Origin of the sequence: Pseudomonas sp. TKO26, assembly GCF_003225665.1 — a bacterium.
In the GTDB taxonomy this organism is placed as follows: Bacteria; Pseudomonadota; Gammaproteobacteria; order Pseudomonadales; family Pseudomonadaceae; genus Aquipseudomonas; species Aquipseudomonas saponiphila.
In genome coordinates, this window is sequence record NZ_QKLN01000039.1 from 78,695 (window position 1) to 102,884 (window position 24,190).

A 24,190-nucleotide genomic window follows, 5' to 3' on the forward strand; every position below is an offset into this window, starting at 1 on the left:
GGTATTGCTAAGTCTCTTGCAACGTTCCGTTTAACTGACGGTCAGCCAAGCGAGAGAGCACGATGCCCCAAGCCGCCCAGATGTCTCCTGTCCCCGATGCACCGGGGACATCGTCGTCCGTAGAGCAGGCGAGCCGGCTGGGTCTTGAGCAGGCCTTCGCCTTGTTCAACCAGATGTCGAGCCAACTTACTGACTCCTACAGCATGCTCGAGGCCAGGGTGACCGAGCTCAAGGGCGAGCTGGCCGTGGTCAGCGCCCAGCGCATGCAGGAACTGGCGGAAAAAGAGCGTCTGGCCAACCGTCTGCAGAATCTTCTCGACCTGTTGCCGGGTGGCGTCATCGTCATCGATGGCCAGGGTATCGTCAGCGAGGCCAACCCGGCGGCCTGTGATCTTTTGGGCTTGCCCCTGGAAGGCGAGCTGTGGCGCAACATCATCGCCCGCAGCTTTGCACCCCGCGAGGACGATGGTCATGAAATTTCCCTGCGCGACGGTCGGCGCCTGTCGATTGCTACCCGTTCGCTGGATGCCGAGCCAGGGCAACTGGTGTTGCTCAACGACTTGACTGAAACCCGTCATCTGCAGGATCAACTGGCTCGTCACGAGCGCCTGTCCTCCCTGGGCAAGATGGTCGCCTCCCTGGCGCATCAGATTCGCACCCCTCTTTCGGCGGCCTTGCTGTATGCCAGCCACCTCACCGAGCAGGAGCTGCCACTGGCCACCCATCAGCGTTTCGCCGGGCGGCTCAAGGAGCGCTTGCATGAGCTGGAGCATCAGGTGCGCGACATGCTGGTATTCGCCCGTGGCGAATTGCCCCTGACCGATCGACTGTCCCCCAAATCGCTGCTGCAGTCGTTGCAGGCTGCCGCCCTGACGCATGTCCAGGACGTTGCCGTGCGCTGGCAGTGCGACAGTCATCAAGGGGAGTTGCTGTGCAATCGCGACACCCTGGTTGGTGCCTTGCTCAATCTGATCGAAAACGCCGTGCAGGCCAGTGCGGGTGCGGCGCGACTCAAAGTGCACCTGTATACCCGGGGTGACACCCTCAGGTTGTGCATCAGTGACAGTGGCAGCGGAATTGACGCTGCGGTTCTGGAGCGCTTGGGCGAGCCGTTTTTCACCACCAAGGCCAATGGCACCGGGCTTGGTCTGACCGTGGTCAAGGCGGTGGCCCGTGCTCATCAGGGAGAATTGTCCCTGCGTTCGCGTCCTGGGCGCGGTACTTGTGCGCTGGTGACGCTGCCGCTGTTCTCCAGTGCTCATGGAGTGGAGTGAAATCAATGGCAATCAAGGTTCTACTGGTCGAAGACGATCGTGCTTTGCGCGAAGCCCTGGCGGATACCCTGCTGCTGGCCGGTCATGACTACCAGGCGGTTGGCAGCGCGGAAGAGGCGCTGGAGGCGGTAGCCGTCGAGTCCTTCAGTCTGGTGGTCAGTGATGTGAACATGCCGGGTATGGACGGCCACCAGTTGCTGGGGCTGCTGCGTGCCCGTCAGCCGCAACTGCCGGTGTTGCTGATGACCGCTCATGGCGCCGTCGAGCGTGCCGTGGAAGCCATGCGCCAGGGAGCTGCCGATTATCTGGTCAAGCCCTTCGAGCCCAAGGCGTTGCTGGAGCTGGTGGCTCGTCATGCCTTGGGTTGCCTGGGGGCAAGTGACGGTGAGGGGCCGGTGGCTTTCGAGCCGGCCAGTGCCCAGTTGCTGGAGTTGGCCGCGCGCGTGGCTCGCAGTGATTCCACGGTGCTGATCTCTGGCGAGTCCGGCACCGGCAAGGAAGTGCTGGCGCGCTATATCCATCAGCATTCCCATCGGGCCAGCCAGCCTTTCATTGCCATCAACTGCGCAGCGATTCCCGACAACATGCTTGAAGCCACCCTGTTCGGGCATGAGAAAGGATCCTTTACCGGTGCCATTGCGGCCCAGCCTGGCAAGTTCGAGCAGGCCGATGGCGGCACCATCCTTCTGGATGAAATCTCCGAAATGCCCCTGGGGCTGCAGGCCAAGTTACTGCGGGTCTTGCAGGAGCGCGAGGTGGAGCGGGTTGGTGCCCGCAAGCCGATCACCCTGGATATCCGAGTAGTGGCCACCACCAACCGCGATCTGGCGGGGGAGGTGGCGGCCGGGCGCTTCCGTGAAGACCTGTACTATCGCCTGTCGGTATTTCCCCTGGCATGGCGCCCGTTGCGCGAGCGGACCGCCGATATCCTGCCGCTGGCCGAGCGATTGTTGGCCAAGCACGTCAATAAAATGAAGCATGCGGCTGCCAGACTCTCTGCCGAGGCTCAGGCCTGCCTGCTGGCTTATCCTTGGCCGGGCAATGTTCGCGAGCTGGACAATGCCTTGCAGCGAGCCCTGATCCTGCAGCAAGGGGGGCTGATCCAGCCGGAGGACTTCTGCCTGGCCGGGCCGGTCGCCTGTGCGCCGCTGCCGGCTTTGTCGGTGGCCGGTCAGTCGGCGCCGCGCGGCGTGGTCAATGCCGTTGAGGGTGCGCCTCAGGAGTCGGGCGGCCTGGGCGACGATCTGCGGCGCCGGGAATTCCAGATGATCATCGATACCTTGCGTTCCGAGCGCGGGCGTCGCAAGGAAGCGGCGGAGCGATTGGGGATCAGTCCGCGCACCCTGCGTTACAAGTTGGCGCAGATGCGTGACGCCGGAATGGATGTCGAAGCCTATCTGTTTGCTACTTGATCGTTCATCGGCGAAGCCTCGGACGGGCTTTTGTCGCGCAAGGCCATGGAGCTGGCACCCTTGTTGCTAAGACCTCACTAACCGCACAGTGAGTGTCAAAAAATTGCGGGTCGTCAGAGAGAGTAGACCATGAGCCAAGGTGTTGAATTTAATCGGTTGATGCTGGATATGCGGGCCATGCAGATGGACGCGATGTCGCAGCCTAAATCCGCCGCAGTGGCAGAAGTCGGCGGCAGTAGCTTCGCGGACATGCTTGGTCAGGCCGTGAACAAGGTCAATGACACTCAGCAGGCTTCCAATCAGCTGGCCAGCGCTTTTGAAATTGGCAAAAGCGGTGTCGACCTGACTGACGTGATGATTTCCTCGCAGAAGGCCAGTGTGTCTTTTCAAGCTTTGACCCAGGTGCGCAACAAACTGGTTCAAGCCTATCAAGACATCATGCAGATGCCGGTTTAAGGACGAGATTGAGTCATGGCAGAAGCAGTCGCCGATAACGTACCGGCCAAGGCCACCCCGATAGACGGTAAACCGCCGCTGTTCGGTCTGTCCTTCCTGGAAAACCTGTCCCAGATGACCATGCTGCGTCAGGTTGGCCTGTTGGTAGGCCTGGCCGCCAGCGTGGCGATCGGTTTTGCCGTGGTGCTGTGGTCGCAGCAGCCCGATTACCGGCCGCTGTACGGCAGCCTGGCCGGTATGGATGCCAAGCAAGTCATGGATACCCTGGCTTCTGCCGACATCCCTTACACCGTCGAGCCCAATTCCGGTGCCTTGCTGGTCAAGGCCGATGATTTGTCCCGAGCTCGCATGAAGCTGGCTGCCGCTGGCGTGGCGCCGGGAGACGGTAACGTCGGCTTCGAGATCCTCGATAAGGACCAGGGCCTGGGTACCAGCCAGTTCATGGAGGCGACCCGCTATCGTCGCGGTCTGGAAGGCGAACTGGCCCGGACCATCTCCAGCCTGAACAACGTCAAGGGCGCCCGCGTGCACCTGGCGATTCCGAAAAGCTCGGTGTTCGTGCGTGACGAGCGCAAGCCCAGCGCATCGGTGTTGGTGGAGCTGTACTCCGGTCGCTCTCTGGAGCCGGGTCAGGTCATGGCCATCGTCAACCTGGTGGCCACCAGTGTCCCTGAGCTGAGCAAGTCCCAGGTCACCGTGGTCGACCAGAAGGGCAACCTGCTCTCCGATCAGGCGGAAAACTCCGCATTGACCATGGCCGGCAAGCAGTTCGATTACAGCCGTCGCCTGGAAAGCATGCTGACCCAGCGGGTGCACAACATTCTGCAGCCGGTGCTGGGCAACGATCGCTACAAGGCTGAAGTCTCGGCGGATATCGACTTCAGCGCGGTGGAATCCACTTCCGAGCAGTTCAACCCCGATCAGCCGGCGCTGCGCAGCGAGCAGTCGGTCAACGAGCAGCGCTCCAGCAGCAATGGTCCGCAAGGTGTGCCGGGCGCTCTGAGCAACCAGCCGCCATCATCGGCGTCGGCGCCGCAAACCACCGGGGGCGCCACTGCCTCCGCGGGCATGGTGCAACCGGGCCAGCCGCTGCTGGATGCCAATGGTCAACAGGTCATGGATCCGGCCACCGGTCAGCCGATGCTGGCACCGTACCCGGCGGACAAGCGTCAACAATCCACCAAGAACTTCGAGCTCGATCGCTCCATCAGCCACACCAAGCAGCAGCAGGGACGGGTCAATCGCCTGTCGGTAGCGGTGGTGGTAGACGATCAGGTCAAGGTCAACCCGGCCAATGGCGAAACCACCCGTGCTCCCTGGAGCGCCGACGAATTGGCGCGGTTCACCCGATTGGTGCAGGACGCGGTAGGTTTCGATGCCAGCCGTGGCGACAGCGTCAGTGTGATCAACGTGCCGTTCTCCGCCGAGCGTGGAGAGGTGGTCGCCGATATTCCGTTCTATTCGCAACCTTGGTTCTGGGACATCGTCAAGCAGGTCCTGGGCGTGCTGTTCATCCTGGTGCTGGTGTTCGGTGTCCTGCGTCCGGTACTCAACAACATCACCGGCGGTGGCAAAGACAAGCAATTGGCAGGTCTTGGCAGTGATGTCGAGCTGGGCGGCATGGGCGGCCTGGATGGCGAGCTGGCCAATGATCGCGTCAGCCTAGGTGGCCCGCAAAGCATTCTGCTGCCGAGCCCGAGCGAGGGCTATGACGCTCAGTTGAACGCAATCAAGAGTCTGGTGGCTGAAGACCCGGGTCGTGTGGCTCAGGTCGTGAAAGAGTGGATTAACGCAGATGAGTGATACCCGAGCCGCTACCGCCAAACTGACCCGGGTCGACAAAGCCGCGATTCTGCTGCTGTCCCTGGGTTCCACCGATGCCGCGCAAGTGCTGCGCCACATGGGGCCCAAAGAGGTCCAGCGTGTGGGTGTGGCCATGGCGCAGATGGGCAACGTGCACCGCGAGCAGGTCGAGCAGGTGATGAGCGAGTTCGTCGACATCGTCGGCGATCAAACCAGCCTGGGCGTGGGCTCCGATGACTACGTGCGCAAAATGCTCACCCAGGCCCTGGGCGAAGACAAGGCCAACGGCCTGATCGACCGCATCCTGCTGGGTGGCAACACCAGCGGCCTGGACAGCCTGAAGTGGATGGAGCCTCGGGCCGTTGCGGACGTGATTCGTTACGAGCACCCGCAGATCCAGGCCATCGTCGTCGCCTATCTGGATCCGGATCAGGCCGGTGAAGTGCTGGGCAACTTCGACCACAAGGCGCGCCTGGATATCATCTTGCGGGTTTCCTCGCTCAATACCGTGCAGCCGGCGGCGCTCAAAGAACTGAACCAGATCCTCGAGAAGCAGTTCTCCGGCAACTCCAACGCTTCCCGTACCACCTTGGGTGGTATCAAACGTGCGGCCGACATCATGAACTTCCTCGACAGTTCGATCGAAGGCCAGTTGATGGATTCGATCCGCGAAGTCGACGAGGACCTGTCTGGTCAGATCGAAGACCTGATGTTCGTGTTCAACAACCTGGCCGATGTCGACGATCGCGGCATTCAGGCGCTGTTGCGCGAAGTGTCTTCCGACGTGCTGGTACTGGCCCTCAAGGGCTCGGACGAAGGGGTCAAGGAAAAGATCTTCAAGAACATGTCCAAGCGTGCGGCGGAGCTGCTGCGCGACGATCTGGAAGCCAAGGGGCCGGTTCGCGTCAGCGACGTGGAAACGGCGCAGAAGGAAATCCTCACCATTGCCCGCCGTATGGCCGAAGCCGGAGAGATCGTTCTCGGCGGGAAGGGCGGCGAAGAAATGATCTAAGGTCGCTTTATGTCGTCCAGCAGTGATGAGTCCCACAGCGAACTGATTCGTGCCCGGGACGTCGAGGGTTTTGACGTCTGGGCGCTGCCCAGTTTCGATCCCGAGCCGCCCGAGCCCGAGCCGGAGCCTGAAGAGATTCCGGAGGAGATCGAGGAAGTGCCGCTGGAGGAAGTCCAGCCGCTGACCCTTGAAGAGCTCGAGAGCATTCGTCAGGAAGCCTACAACGAAGGTTTCGCCACCGGCGAGAAAGAAGGCTTTCACAGCACGACGCTCAAGGTCCGGCAGGAAGCCGAAGTCGCTCTGGCTGCCAAGTTGCAGGCCCTTGAGCAACTGATGGTCAACCTGTTCGAGCCTATTGCCGAGCAGGACACGCAGATCGAGAAAACCCTGGTGGAACTGGTCAAGCACGTCACCCGTGAGGTGATCCAGCGTGAATTGGCGATGGATTCCAGCCAGATCGAGCACGTCATGCGCGAAGCCCTCAAGCTGCTGCCCCTGGGTGTCGGCAATGTGCGTCTCTATGTCAATCCGCGGGACTTCGAGCAGGTCAAGAGTCTGCGCGAGCGGCACGAGGAGAGCTGGCGCATCGTCGAGGATGAGGCACTGCTGCCTGGCGGCTGCCGGGTTGAAACCGAGCACAGTCGCATCGATGCCAGCGTCGAAACTCGTATCACCCAGGCCATGGATCAATTGTTCGATCGGATGCACGAGCAATCGCTGCACCCGGGTGCTGCGGACCTGAGCCTGGATCTGGGTTCGCGGACGCCGTCGGTGGTGGATATCGATCCCGAGCAGTCTTTCGCTACCGAGCACCCCGAGCCTGCGGAAGCTGCTGATGCGCCTTGAACGCACCAGTTTCGGCAAGCGCCTGGGGGGCTACGCCGAGGCCGTCAAGCTGCCAGGGCAGCCCATCCTGGAAGGGCGTCTGCTGCGCATGGTCGGCCTGACCCTGGAAGCGGAAGGATTGCGCGCCGCCATGGGCACTCGTTGCCTGGTGATCAACGATGACAGCTATCATCCGGTCCAGGTCGAGGCCGAAGTCATGGGGTTCTCCGGGGGCAAGGTGTTCCTGATGCCGGTGGGCAGCGTCGCCGGGATTGCGCCGGGTGCCCGCGTGGTGCCTCAGGCCGACACCGGGCGCCTGCCCATGGGCATGAGCATGCTCGGGCGCGTGCTGGATGGCGCCGGTCGGGCACTGGACGGCAAGGGTTCCATGCGCGCCGAAGACTGGGTGCCGATGGATGGTCCGACCATCAACCCCCTCAAGCGCGATCCCATCAGTCAGCCGCTGGATGTGGGGATTCGCAGCATCAACGGTTTATTGACAGTGGGTCGAGGCCAGCGTCTTGGCCTGTTCGCCGGTACCGGTGTGGGCAAGAGTGTGCTGCTGGGCATGATGACCCGCTTCACCGAGGCCGACATCATCGTGGTCGGGCTGATCGGTGAGCGGGGGCGTGAGGTCAAGGAGTTCATCGAGCACATCCTGGGCGAAGAAGGCCTCAAGCGTTCGGTGGTGGTGGCTTCGCCGGCGGACGACGCGCCGCTGATGCGGCTGCGGGCGGCAATGTACTGCACGCGGATCGCCGAATATTTTCGCGACAAGGGCAAGAATGTCCTGTTGCTGATGGATTCCCTGACTCGTTTCGCCCAGGCCCAGCGGGAAATCGCCCTGGCCATTGGTGAGCCGCCCGCCACCAAGGGTTATCCGCCCTCGGTGTTCGCCAAGCTGCCCAAGCTGGTGGAGCGGGCCGGTAACGCCGAGGCCGGCGGTGGTTCGATCACGGCCTTCTACACCGTGCTGTCCGAGGGTGATGACCAGCAGGACCCTATCGCCGACTCGGCCCGAGGCGTGCTCGACGGGCATATCGTGCTGTCCCGGCGCCTGGCGGAGGAGGGGCATTATCCCGCCATCGACATCGAAGCCTCCATCAGCCGGGTCATGCCGGCGGTGATCAGCCCCGACAACATGGCGCGGGCCCAGTACTTCAAACAGCTATGGTCGCGTTATCAGCAGGCGCGGGATCTGATCAGCGTCGGCGCTTATGTGGCAGGCGGTGATCGCGATACCGACACGGCGATTTCCCTGCAGCCGGCCATGGTTGCCTACCTGCGCCAGGGGTTGAACGACAACGTCAGCCTGGGCCACAGCCAAACCCATCTGGAGATGCTGTTCGCTCCGGCGACGGGCGGTTAACCGGCCATGGCCGATAGCCGTGCGGCGCGTCTGGCGCCGGTGGTGGACATGGCTGAAAGCGCCGAGCGTACCGCTGCCCAGCGCCTGGAATACTTCCATGGGCAGGTGCGCGTGGCCGAGAGCAAGCTGGGGGACCTGGAGCGCTTTCGCGGTGATTACCAGGAGCAGTGGGTCGAGCGTGGCAAGCTGGGCGTCAGCGGTCACTGGCTGATGAACTACCAGTACTTTCTCAGTCAGTTGGACACCGCGGTGGCCCAGCAGCGGCAAAGCCTGGCCTGGCATCAGAACAACCTCGATCGCGCGCGGGAGGCCTGGCAGCAGGCTTATGCCCGGGTGGAAGGGTTGCGCAAGCTGGTGCAGCGCTATATCGACGAGGCTCGGGCGCTTGAGGACAAGCGCGAACAGAAGCTGCTGGATGAACTTTCCCAGCGTCTGCCCCGTCAGAATCCCTACTGATAGCGCTCATTTTTCGTCTGCAGGTTGTTCGTCTGCCCGGTGGGTGCTAAACCTTCTAAACGTCGTCAATGACAAGGAAGCAGTCACATGTCGGTCGTTACAGAAATATCCCCGGACGGTCAGAAACTCACGATCTCCATCCGTGGGCGCTTCGATTTCGGGCGTCATCAGGAGTTTCGCGAATCCTACGAGCGGCTCAATCGGACGCCGGAGTCCATCGTGGTGGACCTCAAGGAGGCTACCTACCTCGACAGCTCTGCCCTGGGCATGCTGCTACTGTTGCGTGACCATGCCGGCGGCGACAATGCCGATGTCCGGGTGATCAACAGCAACTCGGATGTGCGCAAGATTCTCGCCATCTCCAATTTCGACAAGCTTTTCGACATCAGTTGAGTGGGCTGCGCTCGATGGCCGAGCCCCTGTGCGTGCTGATTGCCGAAGATGGCGCGGCGGACCGTTTGCTGCTGTCCAGCATTATTCGGCGCCAGGGGCATCAGGTGCTGGCGGCCAGCAATGGTGCCGAGGCCCTGGCGCTGTTCGAGCAGCGGCGACCACAGATCGTGTTGATGGATGCGCTGATGCCGGTGATGGACGGTTTCGAGGCGGCGCGGCGGATCAAGGCCCTGGCGGGCGAGACTCTGGTGCCGATCATCTTTCTGACCTCACTGAGCGAGAGCGAGGCGCTTGCCCGTTGCCTGGAGGCCGGTGGCGACGACTTTCTGGCCAAGCCGTACAACCCGGTGATCCTTGGCGCCAAGATCAATGCCATGGACCGATTGCGTCGCCTGCAGGAAACCGTGCTGGCGCAGCGCGATCAGATTACCCGCCACCACGATTACCTGCTCAACGAGCAGCGCGTGGCCAAGGCGGTGTTCGACAAGGTGGCCCATTCTGGCTGCCTGGATGCGCCGAACATCCGCTACCTGCAATCGCCCTATGCGCTGTTCAATGGCGATCTGTTGCTGGCGGCCTATACCCCGGCGGGGGACATGCATGTGCTGCTGGGGGATTTCACCGGGCACGGTTTGCCCGCGGCCGTGGGGGCGATGCCTCTGGCCGAGGTGTTCTATGGCATGACCGCCAAGGGCTACGGTTTGTCGGAAACCCTGCGGGAGATGAACGCCAAGCTCAAGCGCATCCTGCCGGTGGACATGTTCTGTTGCGCGACCCTGTTGTGCCTGAGTTACCAGCGACGGTCAGTGGAGGTGTGGAACGGCGGCATGCCTGAGGGCTATCTGTATCGCCATGCCAGTGACGCGCGCACGCCCCTTGTGGCGCAGCATCTGCCCCTTGGAATATTGAGTGCCGAGGCGTTCGAGGATCGTACCGAGGTGTTCTCCATGGTGCCCGGGGACCGGGTGTTCCTGTTGTCAGACGGGGTGATCGACACCTGCAATGCCGAGGATGAGCTGTTTGGCGTGGATCGACTGCATCGGGTGTTTGCCGCCAACCGCCAGCCGGAGCGACTGTTCGAGGAGGTCCAGCAGGCCTTGGAGAGCTTTGGTGGCAATGCCCGGGATGATGTGAGCATGGTCGAGGTCGGGTTGCCGGAGTTCCCCAGGTTGACGCCGCCGGCTCCGGTGTACTCCGACAGCGGCCAGTCCTGTCCACTGGACTGGTCGTTGAGTTTCGAGTTTCGCGCCGCCACCCTCAAGCGCTTCAATCCGCTGCCATACCTGTTGCAGCTGCTGCTTGAAGTACACGGTCTGCGCTCTCAGAGCGGGGCTCTTTACAGTGTTCTGGCCGAGCTCTATTCCAATGCTCTGGAGCATGGAGTGCTCAAGCTCGATTCCCGGCTCAAGCGCGATGCCGAGGGTTTTACCCGCTACTACCGTGAGCGCGCGACGAGGCTGGAGCAATTGCAGGAAGGTTTTGTCCGGGTGCACCTGCAGGTACAGCCGCAGGGGGCGGGAGGGCGGCTGGTGGTGCGGGTCGAGGACAGCGGCGAGGGCTTTGATGTGGCGGCCGTTCTGGCTCGTCCCAACGATGCCGGACGGCTTTCGGGGCGCGGGGTCAGCCTGATCCGACAGATGAGCCGCGAGGCTTTGTGGTCGGACGATGGGCGCAGTGTCTGCGTGGAGTTTTCCTGGGACGCTCTGGCATAATCCCGAGGGTTCTTGATCAAGGAGTGAACAAGTGGCTGAGATACATCTGGACCACACGGTACTCGATGCATTGCAGGAAGTCATGGAGGATGAATACCCCATCCTGCTGGATACTTTCGTCTGCGATTCAGAGGAGCGAGTGCGGCTGCTGCAGCAGTCCGAGGACGCGCTGCAACTGGTGGCCACCGCTCACAGCCTCAAGGGCAGCAGCAGCAACATGGGGGCCATCCGCCTGGCGGAACTCTGCCATGAGCTGGAGTTGCGGGCCGGGCAGTCCGCCACTGATGGCATAGCCCGCCTGGTCGGGGAAATTGATGGCGAGTTCGCCATTGTCCGGCGCTTGTGCCAGCAGGAACTGCAGCGCTTTCACTGTTGAGCAATATTTTTTCAGCCGGTTGAGGAAACTGGCTCGACCTTTGCAATAAAGTCTCGTGACTGTACCTACGATCCCCGTGCAGCGGAGACTGTCCCATGGCTGTTACCCCTAATACGCTTCTTCAGGCCACCGCTCAGGCCAGCGCTAAGTCCAAGACTCAAGCGACTCCTGCCAGCCCCCTGGCAAGCGTTGCCGAGCCTGGTGACAAGGCGTCCAGCTTCGCCCAGCTCTATGCCAAGGAGGCCCAGAGCAAGCCGCTAGGCAAGTCGCCGAGCTTTGCCGACAACTCGCCCAAGCCGGTGCGAGACAAGGGCACCGACAATAGTCCAAAGAATGATATCGCCAGCAATCAGTCTGCCGCGTCGCAGCCCGTGGTTGCCGATAGCGGCAAATCCTTGCCTGCCGACAAGTCGACGAACAGCGACAGCAAAACTGCCAGCACTGCCAGTGACGACAGCAAGCCGGCCGACAGCAAGTCGACTGACAGCCAGCCGGTCGATAACACCCAGGCCGATGCCTCGGTAAATCCGGCGCTGCTGGATCCTGGTCTGTTGCCAGCGATCCAGCCGCAACCTCAGGTCGCCGAAGTGCCGCCGCCGGTTGCGCCGCAACCCCAGGTTGAAGTGCCCGTGGTAGTGCCGGCGGTAGTGGCCGCGGCAGTGCCAGCGGTGGCTCCTCCGGCCGAGCCGCCCAAGGCTGTGTTCGATCCTGAGGCCGATCCTCTGGATTCCATGCCGGCAGTGCGTCTGGCCATGGAGCAGGGCGGTCACGTCTCGGCTTCCAGCCAGGCTCAGCCCAAGGCCGCACCCGCAAGCGCCAATACCGAGGGCCAGTTGGCGTCGGTGCAGAACTTTGCCAACGCCATGGTCGGCATGCTGGAGCAGCAGGCCGGCAAAGGCGGTACTGAACAAGGCGGCGAAAAGGCCTTCACCGGTCTGATTGCCGATGGACTGAAAGACCTCAAGGGGGCATCCAGCGATACCCGGGTGGATGATTTCGCCAATCGCCTGGCGGCGCTGACTCAGGCGGCAACGCCCAAGACCGCCAACGCGGTGCCGGTCAACCAGCCCCTGGCCATGCACCAGAGCGGCTGGACCGATGAGGTGGTCAACCGGGTGATGTACCTGTCCAGTGCCAACCTCAAGTCGGCGGACATCCAGTTGCAGCCTGCGGAGCTGGGGCGCCTGGATATTCGCGTGCACATGATCCCGGACCAGCAGACCCAGGTGACCTTCATGAGTGCCCATGCCGGCGTTCGCGAAGCCCTGGAAGGGCAGATGCACCGCATGCGCGACATGTTCAACCAGCAAGGGCTGGGGCAGGTGGACGTCAACGTATCCGATCAGTCCCGCGGCTGGCAGGGGCAGGAGCAGGCCCAGCAGGAGCAGGCTCGCCGCAGTGGCTCCAGCGCCAGTGGCACGCGCCTGGACGGTGGCGACGAAGAGTTGCCCCATGGCGTGGCTGAAGTGACCGCGCCCGTGCAGACGGTCATCGGTACCAGCGCGGTCGACTATTACGCTTGATTGAGTGACAAAGGGGCCATGGCGATCCTCTCGCCATGGCCCTTGCTTCTTCCTCCCCGCAGCTCATCCCCGCATTCCAGACAAATCTGGCATAACACTTGCTCTTGCCTTGCCGTGCGACTGTGAACCCCCGAATAGTGACGGATTATTGGCATGGCGAAGAGCGAAGCAGCAGAGAAACCCACCGCAGGGAAAAGCAAACTCAAGCTTATCCTCTTGATTGTCCTGGCGTTGTTGCTGGCCATCGGCCTGTCGGTCGGCGCCACCTGGTACTTCATGCACAGCTCCCAGAGCAAGCCCGCCCCGGTTGCGGAAACCGCCAGCAACGTCAAGCAGGCGGCGATCTACGAGCCCATGGCTCCGGCCTTTGTCGTCAACTACACGCAGAACGGCCGGCAGCGCTACATGCAGGTGAGCATTACCCTGCTGGCACGTAACCAGGCCGATCTGGATGCCCTGAAAGTGCACATGCCGGTGATCCGCAACAACCTGGTGATGCTCTTCTCCGGACAGAGTTTCGACACTCTGGCGACTCCGGTCGGTCAGGAAATGCTCCGCCAGAAGGCTACGGCCAGCGTCCAGGAAGTGGCGCAGAAAGAGGTGGGCAAAGTGGTGGTCGAGCAGTTGCTCTTTACTAACTTCGTACTGCAGTAGGAACACGACATGGCCGTGCAGGACCTGCTGTCCCAGGATGAGATCGATGCGCTGCTCCATGGCGTCGACGACGGTCTGGTACAGACCGAACACGCTGCCGAACCCGGCAGTGTCAAAAGCTACGACCTGACCAGCCAGGATCGCATCGTCCGCGGACGCATGCCGACCCTGGAAATGATCAACGAGCGTTTCGCCCGCTACACCCGGATCAGCATGTTCAACATGCTGCGGCGCTCCGCCGATGTGGCGGTAGGTGGCGTGCAGGTCATGAAGTTCGGTGAGTACGTGCACTCGCTGTACGTGCCCACCAGCCTCAACCTGGTGAAGATCAAACCGCTGCGTGGCACGGCGTTGTTCATTCTCGACGCCAAACTGGTGTTCAAGCTGGTGGACAACTTCTTCGGTGGCGACGGCCGCCACGCCAAGATCGAAGGGCGTGAATTCACCCCGACCGAGCTGCGGGTGGTGCGCATGGTGCTGGAGCAGGCCTTCGTCGATCTGAAGGAAGCCTGGCAGGCGATCATGCCGGTCAACTTCGAGTACATAAACTCCGAAGTGAACCCGGCCATGGCCAACATCGTCGGTCCCAGCGAAGCCATCGTGGTGTCGACCTTCCATATCGAACTCGATGGCGGCGGCGGCGACCTGCACGTGACCATGCCGTACTCGATGATCGAGCCGATCCGGGAAATGCTCGATGCCGGCTTCCAGTCCGACCTGGACGACCAGGACGAGCGCTGGAGCAAGGCCCTGCGCGAGGACGTGCTGGATGTGGCCGTGCCGCTGAGCGCCACCGTGGCCCGTCGCCAGTTGCGCCTGCGGGACATCCTGCACATGCAGCCGGGCGATGTGATTCCGGTGGAGCTGCCGGAAGACATGATCATGCGTGCCAACGGCGTACCGTCGTTCAAGGTCAAGCTGGGTTCCCACAAGGGCAACCTGGCGCTGCAAGTGATCGAGCCGATCGAGCGCCGTTGAGCGGCGCTCCAACCTGTTTGCTGTTCAATGAATTTTTGCCCGTCGAGGACCCATGATGGCTGACGAAATTAACTCCCAGGACGACCAGGCACTGGCCGACGAATGGGCTGCTGCGCTGGAAGAAACCGGTGATGCCGGTCAAGCGGATATCGATGCTCTGCTGGCGGCGGATGCGGGGACTGCGTCAAGTTCCGGGCGTATGCAGATGGAAGAGTTTGGCAGCGTGCCCAAGAGTCACGAGCCGGTCAGTCTGGACGGCCCTAACCTGGATGTGATTCTCGACATTCCGGTGTCGATCTCCATGGAAGTGGGCAGCACCGATATCAACATCCGCAACCTGTTGCAGCTCAATCAGGGTTCGGTGATCGAGCTTGACCGCCTGGCCGGCGAACCGCTGGACGTGCTGGTCAACGGCACCCTGATCGCTCACGGCGAGGTGGTGGTGGTCAACGAAAAGTTCGGCATCCGCCTGACCGACGTGATCAGCCCCAGCGAACGCATCAAGAAGCTGCGCTAAGTGAACAGGCTGCTTGGCGTTGTGCTCGGTTTGCCTCTGAGCGCCCTGGCTGCGGAGCCGGTGGCGAGTGCCGCGGCTGCGGCGCCCGCGGCAGGCAGCGTCAGTGGCCAGTTGACCCAGCTGGTGCTGGGCCTGCTGCTGGTGATCGGTTTGATCTTCTTTCTCGCCTGGCTGTTGCGCCGGGTGCAGCAGGCCGGCCCTGCGGGCAAGGGCCAGGTGATCGAGCTGATCGGTTCCCGGGCCCTGGGGCCGCGGGATCGCCTGGTGCTGGTGCAGGTGGGCAATGAGCAGATCCTGCTGGGCCTGACCCCGGGCACCATCACCCCACTGCATGTACTCAAAGAGCCGGTGCAGGTGCCCAGTGCCGAGCAGGCGACGCCCGAGTTCGCCCAGCGCCTGATGGAGCTGTTGGGCAAGGATCAGAAGGATAAGAAGTAATGCCGTTGCGCATCATCTTGACGTTGGCACTGATGTTGGCGGCGCCGCTGGCGCTGGCTGCCGACCCGTTGTCGATCCCGGCGATCACCCTGGGCACCAATGCCAGCGGTCAGCAGGAATACTCGGTCAGCCTGCAGATCCTGCTGATCATGACCGCGCTGAGCTTCATCCCCGCGTTCGTCATGCTGATGACCAGCTTCACCCGGATCATCATCGTCTTCTCGATCCTGCGTCAGGCCCTGGGCCTGCAGCAGACCCCGTCGAACCAGATCCTCACCGGCATGGCGCTGTTTCTCACCATGTTCATCATGGCGCCGGTATTCGATCGGGTGAACCAGGATGCCTTGCAGCCTTACCTGGCGGAAAAACTCAGCGCCCAGGATGCGGTGGCCAAGGCACAGGTGCCGATCAAGGACTTCATGCTGGCGCAGACCCGCAGCAGTGATCTGGAGCTGTTCATGCGCCTGTCCAAGCGTACTGATATCGCCAGTCCCGACCAGGCGCCGTTGACCATCCTGGTGCCGGCCTTCGTCACCTCCGAGCTCAAGACCGCGTTCCAGATCGGCTTCATGATCTTCATCCCGTTCCTGATCATCGACCTGGTGGTGGCCAGTGTGCTGATGGCGATGGGCATGATGATGCTCTCGCCGCTGATCATTTCCCTGCCGTTCAAGATCATGCTGTTCGTCCTGGTGGACGGCTGGGCGTTGATCATCGGCACCTTGGCGGGCAGTTTCGGCGGTGTCTAAAACCTTGTTAGCGGGTGCTCGACAATGACTCCAGAAGTCGCGGTAGACCTGTTTCGCGAAGCGCTCTGGCTGACCACCATGATGGTGGCGGTGCTGGTGGTGCCCAGCCTGTTGGTGGGCTTGATGGTGGCCATGTTCCAGGCGGCCACCCAGATCAACGAGCAGACCCTGAGCTTTCTGCCGCGCCTGCTGGTGATGCTGGTGACCCTGATCGTCGCCGGCCCTTGGCTGGTGCAAACCTTCATGGAATACATCCGTCAGTTGTACGGCAGTATTCCTCAACTGATCGGCTGAGCCGATGTCCCTGCTGGCGTTGACCGACACCCAGATCAGTACCTGGGTGGCGAGCTTCATGCTGCCGCTGTTCCGGGTCACTGCGCTGCTGATGGTGATGCCGATCTTCGGTACTACCCTGGTGCCGCGTCGCGTGCGTCTGTACTTCGCCCTGGCGATTACCGTGGTCATTGCCCCGGGCCTGCCGCCCATGCCCGAGGTGCATGCCCTGGACCTGAGCGGCCTGCTGCTGATTGCCGAGCAGATCCTGATCGGCGCGGTGCTGGGTTTCTCGCTGCAGTTGTTCTTCCACTCCTTCGTGGTGGCCGGGCAGATCGTGGCGATCCAGATGGGCATGGGCTTCGCCTCCATGGTCGACCCCACCAACGGCGTGTCGGTGGCGGTGATCGGGCAGTTCTTCACCATGCTGGTGAGCCTGCTGTTTCTGGCCATGAACGGCCATCTGGTGGTGTTCGAGGTGCTGACCGAGAGCTTTACCACGCTGCCTGTCGGTGGCGGCCTGATGGTCAATCACTACTGGGAACTGGCGGGCAAGCTCGGCTGGGTGCTGGGGGCGGCGATGTTGTTGGTATTGCCAGCGATCACGGCCCTGCTGGTGGTGAATATCGCCTTTGGCGTCATGACCCGGGCGGCGCCGCAGTTGAATATCTTCTCCATCGGCTTCCCGCTGACCCTGGTGCTGGGCATGGGCATTGTCTGGATCAGCCTGGCCGACATTCTCAATCAGTATCAGCCGCTGGCCTCCGAGGCCCTGCAGTTTTTACGCGAACTGGCAAAGGCGCGCTGAGCCATGGCCGAGAGCGAAAGCGGTCAGGACAAGACAGAAGACCCCACGGAGAAGCGCAAGAAGGACTCTCGGGAAAAGGGCGAGATCGCCCGTTCCAAGGAGCTCAACACCCTGGCGATCATGCTGGCGGGGGCGGGCGGTCTGCTGGTGTACGGCGGTGGTCTGGCTCAGGACCTGCTGGAAATCATGCGCTTGAATTTCTCCTTGCCCCGGGAGGTGCTGCTCAGCCCCGGGAGTATGGGGCTGTACCTGCTGCACTCGGGCAAGATTGCCATCCTGGCGGTGCAGCCGGTGCTGCTGACCTTGCTGCTGGCGGCCATCATCGGCCCGATTTCCCTGGGGGGCTGGCTGTTCGCCGGCAAGAGCCTGGCGCCCAAGTTCAGTCGGATGAACCCGGCCAACGGCCTGAAACGGATGTTTTCTCCTACGGCGCTGATTGAGCTGCTCAAGGCCCTGGCCAAGTTCGGTCTGGTGCTGTTCGTGGCGCTTTCGGTGTTGTCATCGGACATTGACGACCTGCTGCGGATCGCTCACGAACCCCTTGAGCTGGCGATTATCCACAGTGTCCAGGTGGTGGGCTGGAGCACCTTGTGGATGGCATGCGGGCTGATCCTGATCGCGGCGGTGGATGTGCCGGTGCAGATCTATCAGGCCCACAAGAAGCTGTTGATGACCAAGCAGGAAGTGCGTGACGAGCACAAGGACCAGGAGGGGCGGCCCGAGGTCAAGCAGCGGATTCGCCAGACTCAGCGCGAGATGTCCCAGCGGCGGATGATGGCGGCGATTCCCGAAGCCGACGTGGTCATCACCAACCCGACCCACTACGCCGTGGCTCTCAAGTACGACGCCGAGAAGGGCGGGGCGCCGGTGCTGCTGGCCAAGGGCAGCGATTTCCTGGCCTTGAAGATCCGCGAGATTGCCGTGGCTCACGAAGTGATGCTGCTGGAATCCCCGGCCCTGGCGCGTTCGATCTACTACTCCACCGAGCTTGAGGAAGAGATCCCTGCGGGCCTGTATCTGGCGGTGGCTCAGGTCCTGGCCTACGTCTACCAGATCCGCCAGCATCGCGCGGGCAAGGGCAAGCGCCCCGATCCGCTCAAAGACCTGCCGATTCCGCCGGACTTGCGGCGTGACACGTCCGGCAAGCAGTCCCCCGGCGGCCCCGTCGAGCCTCTCTAGGTCAGGCATCCAGGCGCAGGCTTACCGGCTAACAGGCCCAGCTTTAGTCAGAAAAATGGCTAATTGCCATTATCTGGCCCTGTAACCCTGTAACCCTGGCACCTGTAGCCGAGCTGGCGTCATCCCTTTTGCCGATCAGGGCGGCCTCGCGTTCCTGTCCTTCGATGTCCGGGCTGCTTGAGGTTCGGGGCGCGATTGCACTGCTGCGACAAAGTTGGAAGGCTTCTTGCAGTAGCAGCCTCGTGCCGCTTCAGGCGTCAAAAGTTTGCTTTACGGAACGGGGTAAATCGGTGGATCGCTCTCAGTTAATCAGCACGGCTCGCAGTAACCTGGCTGACCTCGGTCGAGGCAACCTGGGTGTACCGGTGCTGCTGTTGGTCATGCTGGCCATGATGATGCTGCCGGTGCCGGCGTTCCTGCTGGACGTGTTCTTCACCTTCAACATCGCCCTGTCGATCGTGGTCCTGCTGGTCTGCGTGTATGCCCTGCGGCCGCTGGATTTCGCCGTGTTCCCCACCATCCTGCTGGTGGCCACGCTGTTGCGACTGGCGCTCAACGTGGCCTCGACCCGGGTGGTGATGCTCCACGGCCAGGAGGGCCATGCCGCCGCCGGCAAGGTGATCCAGGCTTTCGGTGAGGTGGTGATCGGCGGTAACTACGTGGTCGGTATCGTGGTTTTCGCGATCCTCATGATCATCAACTTCGTGGTCGTGACCAAGGGTGCCGGGCGGATCTCCGAGGTGAGCGCACGCTTCACCCTGGATGCCATGCCCGGTAAGCAGATGGCCATCGACGCCGACCTCAACGCCGGCCTGATCGACCAGAACCAGGCCAAGCTGCGCCGTCTGGAGGTGGCCCAGGAGGCCGAGTTCTACGGCTCCATGGACGGTGCCAGCAAGTTTGTCCGCGGTGACGCCATCGCCGGTCTGCTGATCCTCTTCATCAACCTGATCGGCGGTATGGCGGTCGGTATCTTCCAGCACAACATGAGCTTTGCCGATGCCGGCAAGGTCTATGCCTTGCTGACCATCGGTGACGGTTTGGTGGCGCAGTTGCCATCGCTGTTGCTGTCCACCGCGGCGGCCATCATGGTCACCCGGGCTTCGGGTTCCGAAGAGATGGGCAAGCAGATCAATCGGCAGATGTTCGCTTCGCCCAAGGCGCTGGCGGTGGCTGCGGGCCTGATGGCGGTGATGGGGCTGGTGCCGGGCATGCCACACTTCTCCTTCCTGAGCCTGGCGGCCGTGGCCGGTGGCGCGGCGTACCTGGTCTGGAGAAAGCAGAATCAGGTCAAGGTCAAGGCGCAGGAAGAGATCCAGCGTCAGCAGGACCTGCTGCCGTCTCCGGCCCGGGCCATGGAAACCAAGGAGCTGGGCTGGGACGACGTCACTCCGATCGACATGATCGGCCTGGAAGTGGGTTATCGCCTGATTCCCCTGGTGGATCGCAACCAGGGTGGACAGCTGTTGGCGCGGATCAAGGGGGTGCGCAAGAAGCTGTCCCAGGACCTGGGCTTCCTCATGCCTACCGTGCATATCCGCGACAACCTCGATCTGGCCCCTAGTGCCTATCGCCTGACGCTGATGGGGGTAATCCTGGCCGAGGCCGAGATCTACCCGGATCGCGAGCTGGCGATCAACCCGGGGCAGGTCTACGGCACCCTCAATGGCATTTCGGCCCGGGACCCGGCGTTCGGCCTGGAGGCGGTGTGGATCGAGATCAGTCAGCGGCCCCAGGCGCAGTCCCTGGGCTATACCGTGGTCGACGCCAGTACCGTGGTCGCCACTCACTTGAACCAGATTCTGTACAAGCACTCCAGTGAACTGATCGGCCACGAAGAGGTCCAGCAATTGCTCCAGGTGCTGGCCAAGGGCTCGCCAAAGCTGGCGGAGGAGCTGGTGCCGGGGGTGCTGTCGTTGTCGCAGTTGCTCAAGGTGCTGCAGGCGCTGCTGGCCGAACAGGTGCCGGTGCGGGACATTCGCAGCATTGCCGAGGCCATCGCCAACAATGCCGCCAAGAGTCAAGATACTGCCGCTTTGGTCGCGGCGGTTCGTGTCGGACTGTCCCGCGCAATCGTCCAAAGCATTGTAGGCACTGAGTCTGAGCTGCCTGTGATCACCTTGGAGCCAAGGTTGGAACAAATTTTGCTCAGCAGTTTGCAGAAGGCAGGACAAGGCCAGGAAGAAGGCGTTCTGCTGGAGCCAAGCATGGCTGAGAAGCTGCAACGTTCGCTAATCGAGGCGGCGCAGCGTCAAGAGATGCAAGGTCAACCGGTGATTCTGTTGGTAGCGGGTCCGGTCCGCGCCATGCTTTCGCGGTTCGGGCGTCTCGCCGTTCCAGGTTTGCATGTGCTGGCGTACCAGGAAATTCCCGACAACAAGCAAGTGACCATCGTTGCGACAGTAGGGCCCAACGGCTGAGGTAGTGGGTTATGCAAGTTAAGCGTTTTTTCGCCGCCGATATGCGTCAGGCCATGAAACTGGTTCGTGATGAGTTGGGCGCTGAAGCTGCCATCATCGGCAACCGGCGGATTGCCGGTGGGGTCGAGCTGACGGCTGCGCTGGATTACAAGTTGTCGGCCCTGTCGCCGCGGGTTCCGAACATGGAGCTTGAGGACGAGTTGCGCAAGACTCAGTCGCGGATCGTCACTGCTCAGGCCGAATTGAGCCTGCGGGGCGAGGGCGACACTGCCTCGATCACCAATCGCCAGCTGTTCGCCGGCCTGCCGCTCACCGCTGCCGAACCCCTGATCGAGCCGACCCTGACCGAGCGTCCACGCCCGGCTCCGGCGCCAGCCGCGCCGATTGCTGATTCCCGTGCGCTGGACTCGATGCGTTTCGAGCTCAACGGCCTGCGCGAGCTGCTGGAAGTGCAGCTCGGTTCCCTGGCTTGGAGTCAATTGCAGGGCAGTCGTCCTGAGCAGGCCAACCTCTGGCGCCGTCTGCAGCGCATCGGCCTGTCCGGTCCGCTGGCCCGTGATCTGCTGGCACTGATCACGGATATCGACGAGCCCCGCCAGGCCTGGCGCATGCTGCTGGCGCACCTGGCGCGGATGATCCTGACGCCGGAAGTCGAGCCTCTGGAAGAAGGTGGCGTGATCGCCATGGTCGGCCCCGCCGGCATGGGCAAGACCACCACCCTGGCCAAGCTGGCGGCGCGCTACGTACTCAAGTACGGCGCACAGAACATTGCCCTGGTCAGCATGGACAGCTTCCGTATCGGTGCCCAGGAACAGCTCAAGACGTTGGGGCGTATCCTCAATGTCTCGGTGACCCATGTCGATCCTGGGCAGTCACTGGCTCAGGCTCTGGATCCACTGTTGCGCAAGCGCGTAGTGTTGATCGACACCGCCGGCCTGCAGGCCAGCGATCCGGCATTGCGCATGCAACTGGAAAGCCTGGCCGGTCGTGGAATCCGGGCTAAGAACTATCTGGTGCTGGCGACCACCAGCCAGAAGCAGGTGCTGACCGCCGCCTACCACAGCTACAAGCGCTGTGGCCTGGCCGGCTGCATTCTGACCAAGCTGGATGAGACAGCCAGCCTTGGCGAGGTCTTGAGCCTGGCCATCAGTCATGAATTGCCGGTCGCCTATCTGACCGATGGGCCGCGGATTCCTGACGACCTGCATCTGCCTCGCCGGCATCAGCTGGTGAGCCGTGCAGTGAGCGTGCAGATGCAAGAGGAGCCCAGCGAAGAAGCCATGGCCGACATGTTCGCTGATCTCTACCACAGTCCGGCCAAGCGGGTCGGCTGAGTTAGACATGAAAAGATTGCAGTGTATCTACATCGATGGTCTGCCATGCATTGTTCCAACGGTGAACGCGCAGCCAGTTATGTGGCCCCGTCTAAGTAAGACAAGGTAAAGAAAGAACATGGGCAGCATGCATCCCGTACAGGTGATTGCGGTGACCGGCGGCAAGGGTGGCGTCGGCAAGACTAATGTGTCAGTGAACTTGTCCCTGGCTCTGGCTGAGCTCGGCCGGCGGGTCTTGCTGCTGGATGCCGACTTGGGACTGGCCAACGTCGATGTTCTGCTGGGCCTGACACCCAAGCGCACCCTGGCGGATGTCATCGAAGGGCGCTGTGAGCTGCGTGATGTGCTGCTCCAGGGGCCTGGCGGTATCCGTATCGTCCCGGCCGCCTCCGGCACCCAGAGCATGGTGCACCTGAGTCCGGCCCAGCACGCCGGCCTGATCCAGGCCTTCAGCGACATCGGCGACAACCTCGATGTGCTGGTGATCGACACCGCTGCGGGTATTGGTGACTCGGTAGTCAGTTTCGTCCGCGCGGCCCAGGAAGTGTTGCTGGTGGTCTGCGACGAACCGACTTCGATCACCGATGCCTATGCGCTGATCAAGTTGCTCAACCGCGACTACGGCATGAACCGTTTCCGGGTCCTGGCCAACATGGCCCAAAGCCCTCAGGAAGGGCGCAACCTGTTTGCAAAATTGACCAAGGTCACGGATCGCTTTCTGGACGTGGCCTTACAATACGTCGGCGCAGTTCCCTACGACGAAAGCGTGCGCAAGGCCGTGCAAAAGCAGCGTGCGGTCTATGAAGCCTTTCCTCGTTCGAAATGTGCATTGGCGTTCAAGGCCATCGCGCAAAAAGTCGATACCTGGCCGTTGCCGGCGAACCCACGCGGGCATCTGGAGTTTTTTGTCGAGCGCCTGGTGCATCAAACAGCGGGACCGGTGCTATGACTGCCAGCGGCTACAACCTCTACAAGAAGTCGGCGCGTGACAGCCAATACGAATTGATCGAGCGCTACGCGCCTCTGGTCAAGCGCATTGCCTATCACCTGCTGGCGCGGTTGCCGGCCAGTGTTCAGGTGGAAGACCTGATTCAGGCCGGGATGATCGGTTTGCTCGAAGTGTCGACCAAGTACGACGCGAGCAAGGGGGCGAGTTTCGAAACCTACGCGGGTATCCGTATCCGCGGGGCGATGCTCGACGAGGTTCGCAAAGGCGACTGGGCACCGCGTTCGGTGCACCGTAATACACGCATGGTCAGTGATGCCATTCGTGCAATTGAAGCTAAAACCGGTCGTGACGCTAAAGATCATGAAGTTGCGGCCGAACTTCAATTGAGTCTCGACGATTATTACGGGATTTTGAACGACACCTTGGGCAGCCGCCTGTTCAGTTTCGACGACCTGTTGCAGGACGGCGAACATGAAGGGCTGCATGAGGATGGCGCCAGTGCTCATCTCGAGCCGTCACGGGACCTGGAGGATGAACGCTTCCAGGCCGCCTTGGCGGATGCGATTGCCAATTTGCCGGAGCGCGAGCGACTGGTGTTGGCGCTGTACTACGACGAAGAGCTGAATCTCAAGGAAATCGGTGAGGTCCTGGGGGTCAGCGAATCGCGGGTCAGCCAGTTACACAGCCAGTGCGCGGCCCGTTTACGGGGGCGTTTGGGGGAGTGGCGAGCGCGCTGACAGGCAGTGTGGGGACACTGCGATCGGGACCGGTTAGGCAAGCGCTGCGCCGGTCTTGCGGTGTGTGCTCCATGCAGTCGTTGTGTGTTATGCCGAATTGATTGAATGGCGCGTTCAGGTGCTGGATGCGTTTAAGACTGCTTGGAGGTCGAATTGGACAAGAACATGAAAATCCTCATCGTTGATGACTTTTCAACGATGCGGCGGATCATAAAAAACCTGTTGCGTGATCTGGGTTTCACCAACACGGTCGAGGCCGACGATGGCACTACTGCCATTCCGGTACTCAACAGCGGGAGCATCGACTTTCTGGTAACGGACTGGAACATGCCGGGCATGACCGGTATCGACCTGCTGCGCCACGTGCGTGCCGATGAAAAGCTCAAGCACCTGCCGGTGTTGATGGTGACTGCGGAAGCCAAGCGCGAGCAGATCATCGAAGCCGCCCAGGCCGGCGTAAACGGCTATGTAGTCAAACCATTCACGGCTCAGGCGTTGAAAGAGAAGATCGAAAAGATCTTCGAACGCATCGGTTGATGTACG

25 protein-coding genes are annotated in these 24,190 nt (G+C 61.9%); all 25 read left to right on the forward strand.

Annotated features, from left to right (window positions below; translation table 11 throughout):
- Nucleotides 1-80: 80 nt before the first annotated feature.
- The 25 genes from DNK59_RS28305 to DNK59_RS28425 all read left to right on the forward strand — a co-directional run bounded on the left by DNK59_RS28305 (nt 81) and on the right by DNK59_RS28425 (nt 24,184).
- Nucleotides 81-1,274: a PAS domain-containing sensor histidine kinase gene (locus DNK59_RS28305; protein ID WP_167365735.1), complete on the forward strand. Its 1,194-nt coding sequence runs from the start codon at nt 81-83 to the stop codon at nt 1,272-1,274.
- A 5-nt stretch (nt 1,275-1,279) separates the two neighbouring features.
- Nucleotides 1,280-2,686, forward strand: a complete 1,407-nt coding sequence (locus DNK59_RS28310; RefSeq protein ID WP_110725326.1) for a sigma-54 dependent transcriptional regulator — start codon at nt 1,280-1,282, stop codon at nt 2,684-2,686.
- Nucleotides 2,687-2,815: 129 nt separating this feature from the next.
- A complete protein-coding gene (gene fliE, locus DNK59_RS28315; RefSeq protein ID WP_016963157.1) occupies nt 2,816-3,142 on the forward strand; it encodes a flagellar hook-basal body complex protein FliE in 327 nt (108 codons plus the stop codon).
- 15 nt (nt 3,143-3,157) lie between these two features.
- Complete coding sequence (gene fliF / locus DNK59_RS28320) at nt 3,158-4,945, forward strand: flagellar basal-body MS-ring/collar protein FliF (protein ID WP_110725327.1); 1,788 nt, start codon at nt 3,158-3,160, stop codon at nt 4,943-4,945.
- Entirely contained in the window at nt 4,938-5,957 is a 1,020-nt protein-coding gene (gene fliG, locus DNK59_RS28325) for a flagellar motor switch protein FliG (RefSeq protein ID WP_110725328.1), read from the forward strand. The genes fliF and fliG overlap by 8 nt, the downstream gene beginning before the upstream one ends.
- Before the next feature lie 9 nt (nt 5,958-5,966).
- Entirely contained in the window at nt 5,967-6,803 is an 837-nt protein-coding gene (fliH, locus tag DNK59_RS28330; protein WP_256596731.1) for a flagellar assembly protein FliH, read from the forward strand.
- Complete coding sequence (gene fliI / locus DNK59_RS28335) at nt 6,793-8,151, forward strand: flagellar protein export ATPase FliI (RefSeq protein ID WP_092320526.1); 1,359 nt, start codon at nt 6,793-6,795, stop codon at nt 8,149-8,151. The genes fliH and fliI overlap by 11 nt, the downstream gene beginning before the upstream one ends.
- A 6-nt stretch (nt 8,152-8,157) precedes the next feature.
- Nucleotides 8,158-8,607 carry a flagellar export protein FliJ gene (gene fliJ / locus DNK59_RS28340; protein ID WP_016963162.1) on the forward strand — a complete coding sequence of 150 codons (450 nt, stop codon included), beginning with the start codon at nt 8,158-8,160 and terminating at the stop codon, nt 8,605-8,607.
- 87 nt (nt 8,608-8,694) lie between these two features.
- Entirely contained in the window at nt 8,695-9,000 is a 306-nt protein-coding gene (locus tag DNK59_RS28345) for an STAS domain-containing protein (protein ID WP_011059979.1), read from the forward strand.
- A 14-nt stretch (nt 9,001-9,014) separates the two neighbouring features.
- Nucleotides 9,015-10,712: a fused response regulator/phosphatase gene (locus DNK59_RS28350; protein ID WP_218281283.1), complete on the forward strand. Its 1,698-nt coding sequence runs from the start codon at nt 9,015-9,017 to the stop codon at nt 10,710-10,712.
- Between the two features lie 31 nt (nt 10,713-10,743).
- On the forward strand, nt 10,744-11,088 hold the full coding sequence (locus tag DNK59_RS28355) for an Hpt domain-containing protein (RefSeq protein ID WP_110725329.1): 345 nt from the start codon (nt 10,744-10,746) through the stop codon (nt 11,086-11,088).
- A gap of 95 nt (nt 11,089-11,183) precedes the next feature.
- Nucleotides 11,184-12,611 carry a flagellar hook-length control protein FliK gene (locus DNK59_RS28360; RefSeq protein ID WP_110725330.1) on the forward strand — a complete coding sequence of 476 codons (1,428 nt, stop codon included), beginning with the start codon at nt 11,184-11,186 and terminating at the stop codon, nt 12,609-12,611.
- Nucleotides 12,612-12,764: 153 nt separating this feature from the next.
- Nucleotides 12,765-13,265, forward strand: coding sequence for a flagellar basal body-associated protein FliL (gene fliL / locus DNK59_RS28365; RefSeq protein ID WP_110725331.1), 501 nt, complete (start codon nt 12,765-12,767; stop codon nt 13,263-13,265).
- 9 nt (nt 13,266-13,274) lie between these two features.
- Entirely contained in the window at nt 13,275-14,243 is a 969-nt protein-coding gene (gene fliM / locus DNK59_RS28370; RefSeq protein WP_011059984.1) for a flagellar motor switch protein FliM, read from the forward strand.
- A 55-nt stretch (nt 14,244-14,298) separates the two neighbouring features.
- Nucleotides 14,299-14,760, forward strand: a complete 462-nt coding sequence (gene fliN, locus DNK59_RS28375; protein WP_092320608.1) for a flagellar motor switch protein FliN — start codon at nt 14,299-14,301, stop codon at nt 14,758-14,760.
- A complete protein-coding gene (gene fliO, locus DNK59_RS28380) occupies nt 14,761-15,198 on the forward strand; it encodes a flagellar biosynthetic protein FliO (protein WP_092320530.1) in 438 nt (145 codons plus the stop codon).
- Complete coding sequence (fliP, locus tag DNK59_RS28385) at nt 15,198-15,947, forward strand: flagellar type III secretion system pore protein FliP (protein ID WP_092320531.1); 750 nt, start codon at nt 15,198-15,200, stop codon at nt 15,945-15,947. The genes fliO and fliP overlap by 1 nt, the downstream gene beginning before the upstream one ends.
- 24 nt (nt 15,948-15,971) lie before the next feature.
- Nucleotides 15,972-16,241, forward strand: coding sequence for a flagellar biosynthesis protein FliQ (gene fliQ, locus DNK59_RS28390; RefSeq protein ID WP_011059988.1), 270 nt, complete (start codon nt 15,972-15,974; stop codon nt 16,239-16,241).
- 4 nt (nt 16,242-16,245) lie between these two features.
- Nucleotides 16,246-17,028 (forward strand): flagellar biosynthetic protein FliR, encoded by a 783-nt coding sequence (fliR, locus tag DNK59_RS28395; protein WP_110725332.1) that lies wholly within the window; start codon nt 16,246-16,248, stop codon nt 17,026-17,028.
- A 3-nt stretch (nt 17,029-17,031) separates the two neighbouring features.
- Nucleotides 17,032-18,207 (forward strand): flagellar biosynthesis protein FlhB, encoded by a 1,176-nt coding sequence (flhB, locus tag DNK59_RS28400; RefSeq protein ID WP_110725333.1) that lies wholly within the window; start codon nt 17,032-17,034, stop codon nt 18,205-18,207.
- A gap of 290 nt (nt 18,208-18,497) precedes the next feature.
- Nucleotides 18,498-20,627 (forward strand): flagellar biosynthesis protein FlhA, encoded by a 2,130-nt coding sequence (gene flhA, locus DNK59_RS28405; RefSeq protein ID WP_092320534.1) that lies wholly within the window; start codon nt 18,498-18,500, stop codon nt 20,625-20,627.
- Nucleotides 20,628-20,638: 11 nt separating this feature from the next.
- The gene (gene flhF / locus DNK59_RS28410; RefSeq protein ID WP_110725334.1) at nt 20,639-21,961 is read left to right on the forward strand and encodes a flagellar biosynthesis protein FlhF; all 1,323 of its coding nucleotides are present in this window, start codon (nt 20,639-20,641) and stop codon (nt 21,959-21,961) included.
- Nucleotides 21,962-22,079: 118 nt separating this feature from the next.
- The gene (fleN, locus tag DNK59_RS28415) at nt 22,080-22,910 is read left to right on the forward strand and encodes a flagellar synthesis regulator FleN (protein ID WP_016963180.1); all 831 of its coding nucleotides are present in this window, start codon (nt 22,080-22,082) and stop codon (nt 22,908-22,910) included.
- Nucleotides 22,907-23,647, forward strand: a complete 741-nt coding sequence (gene fliA, locus DNK59_RS28420) for an RNA polymerase sigma factor FliA (protein ID WP_011060003.1) — start codon at nt 22,907-22,909, stop codon at nt 23,645-23,647. The genes fleN and fliA overlap by 4 nt, the downstream gene beginning before the upstream one ends.
- A 165-nt stretch (nt 23,648-23,812) precedes the next feature.
- Nucleotides 23,813-24,184, forward strand: a complete 372-nt coding sequence (locus tag DNK59_RS28425; protein ID WP_003183998.1) for a chemotaxis response regulator CheY — start codon at nt 23,813-23,815, stop codon at nt 24,182-24,184.
- The last annotated feature ends 6 nt before the right edge of the window (nt 24,185-24,190 follow it).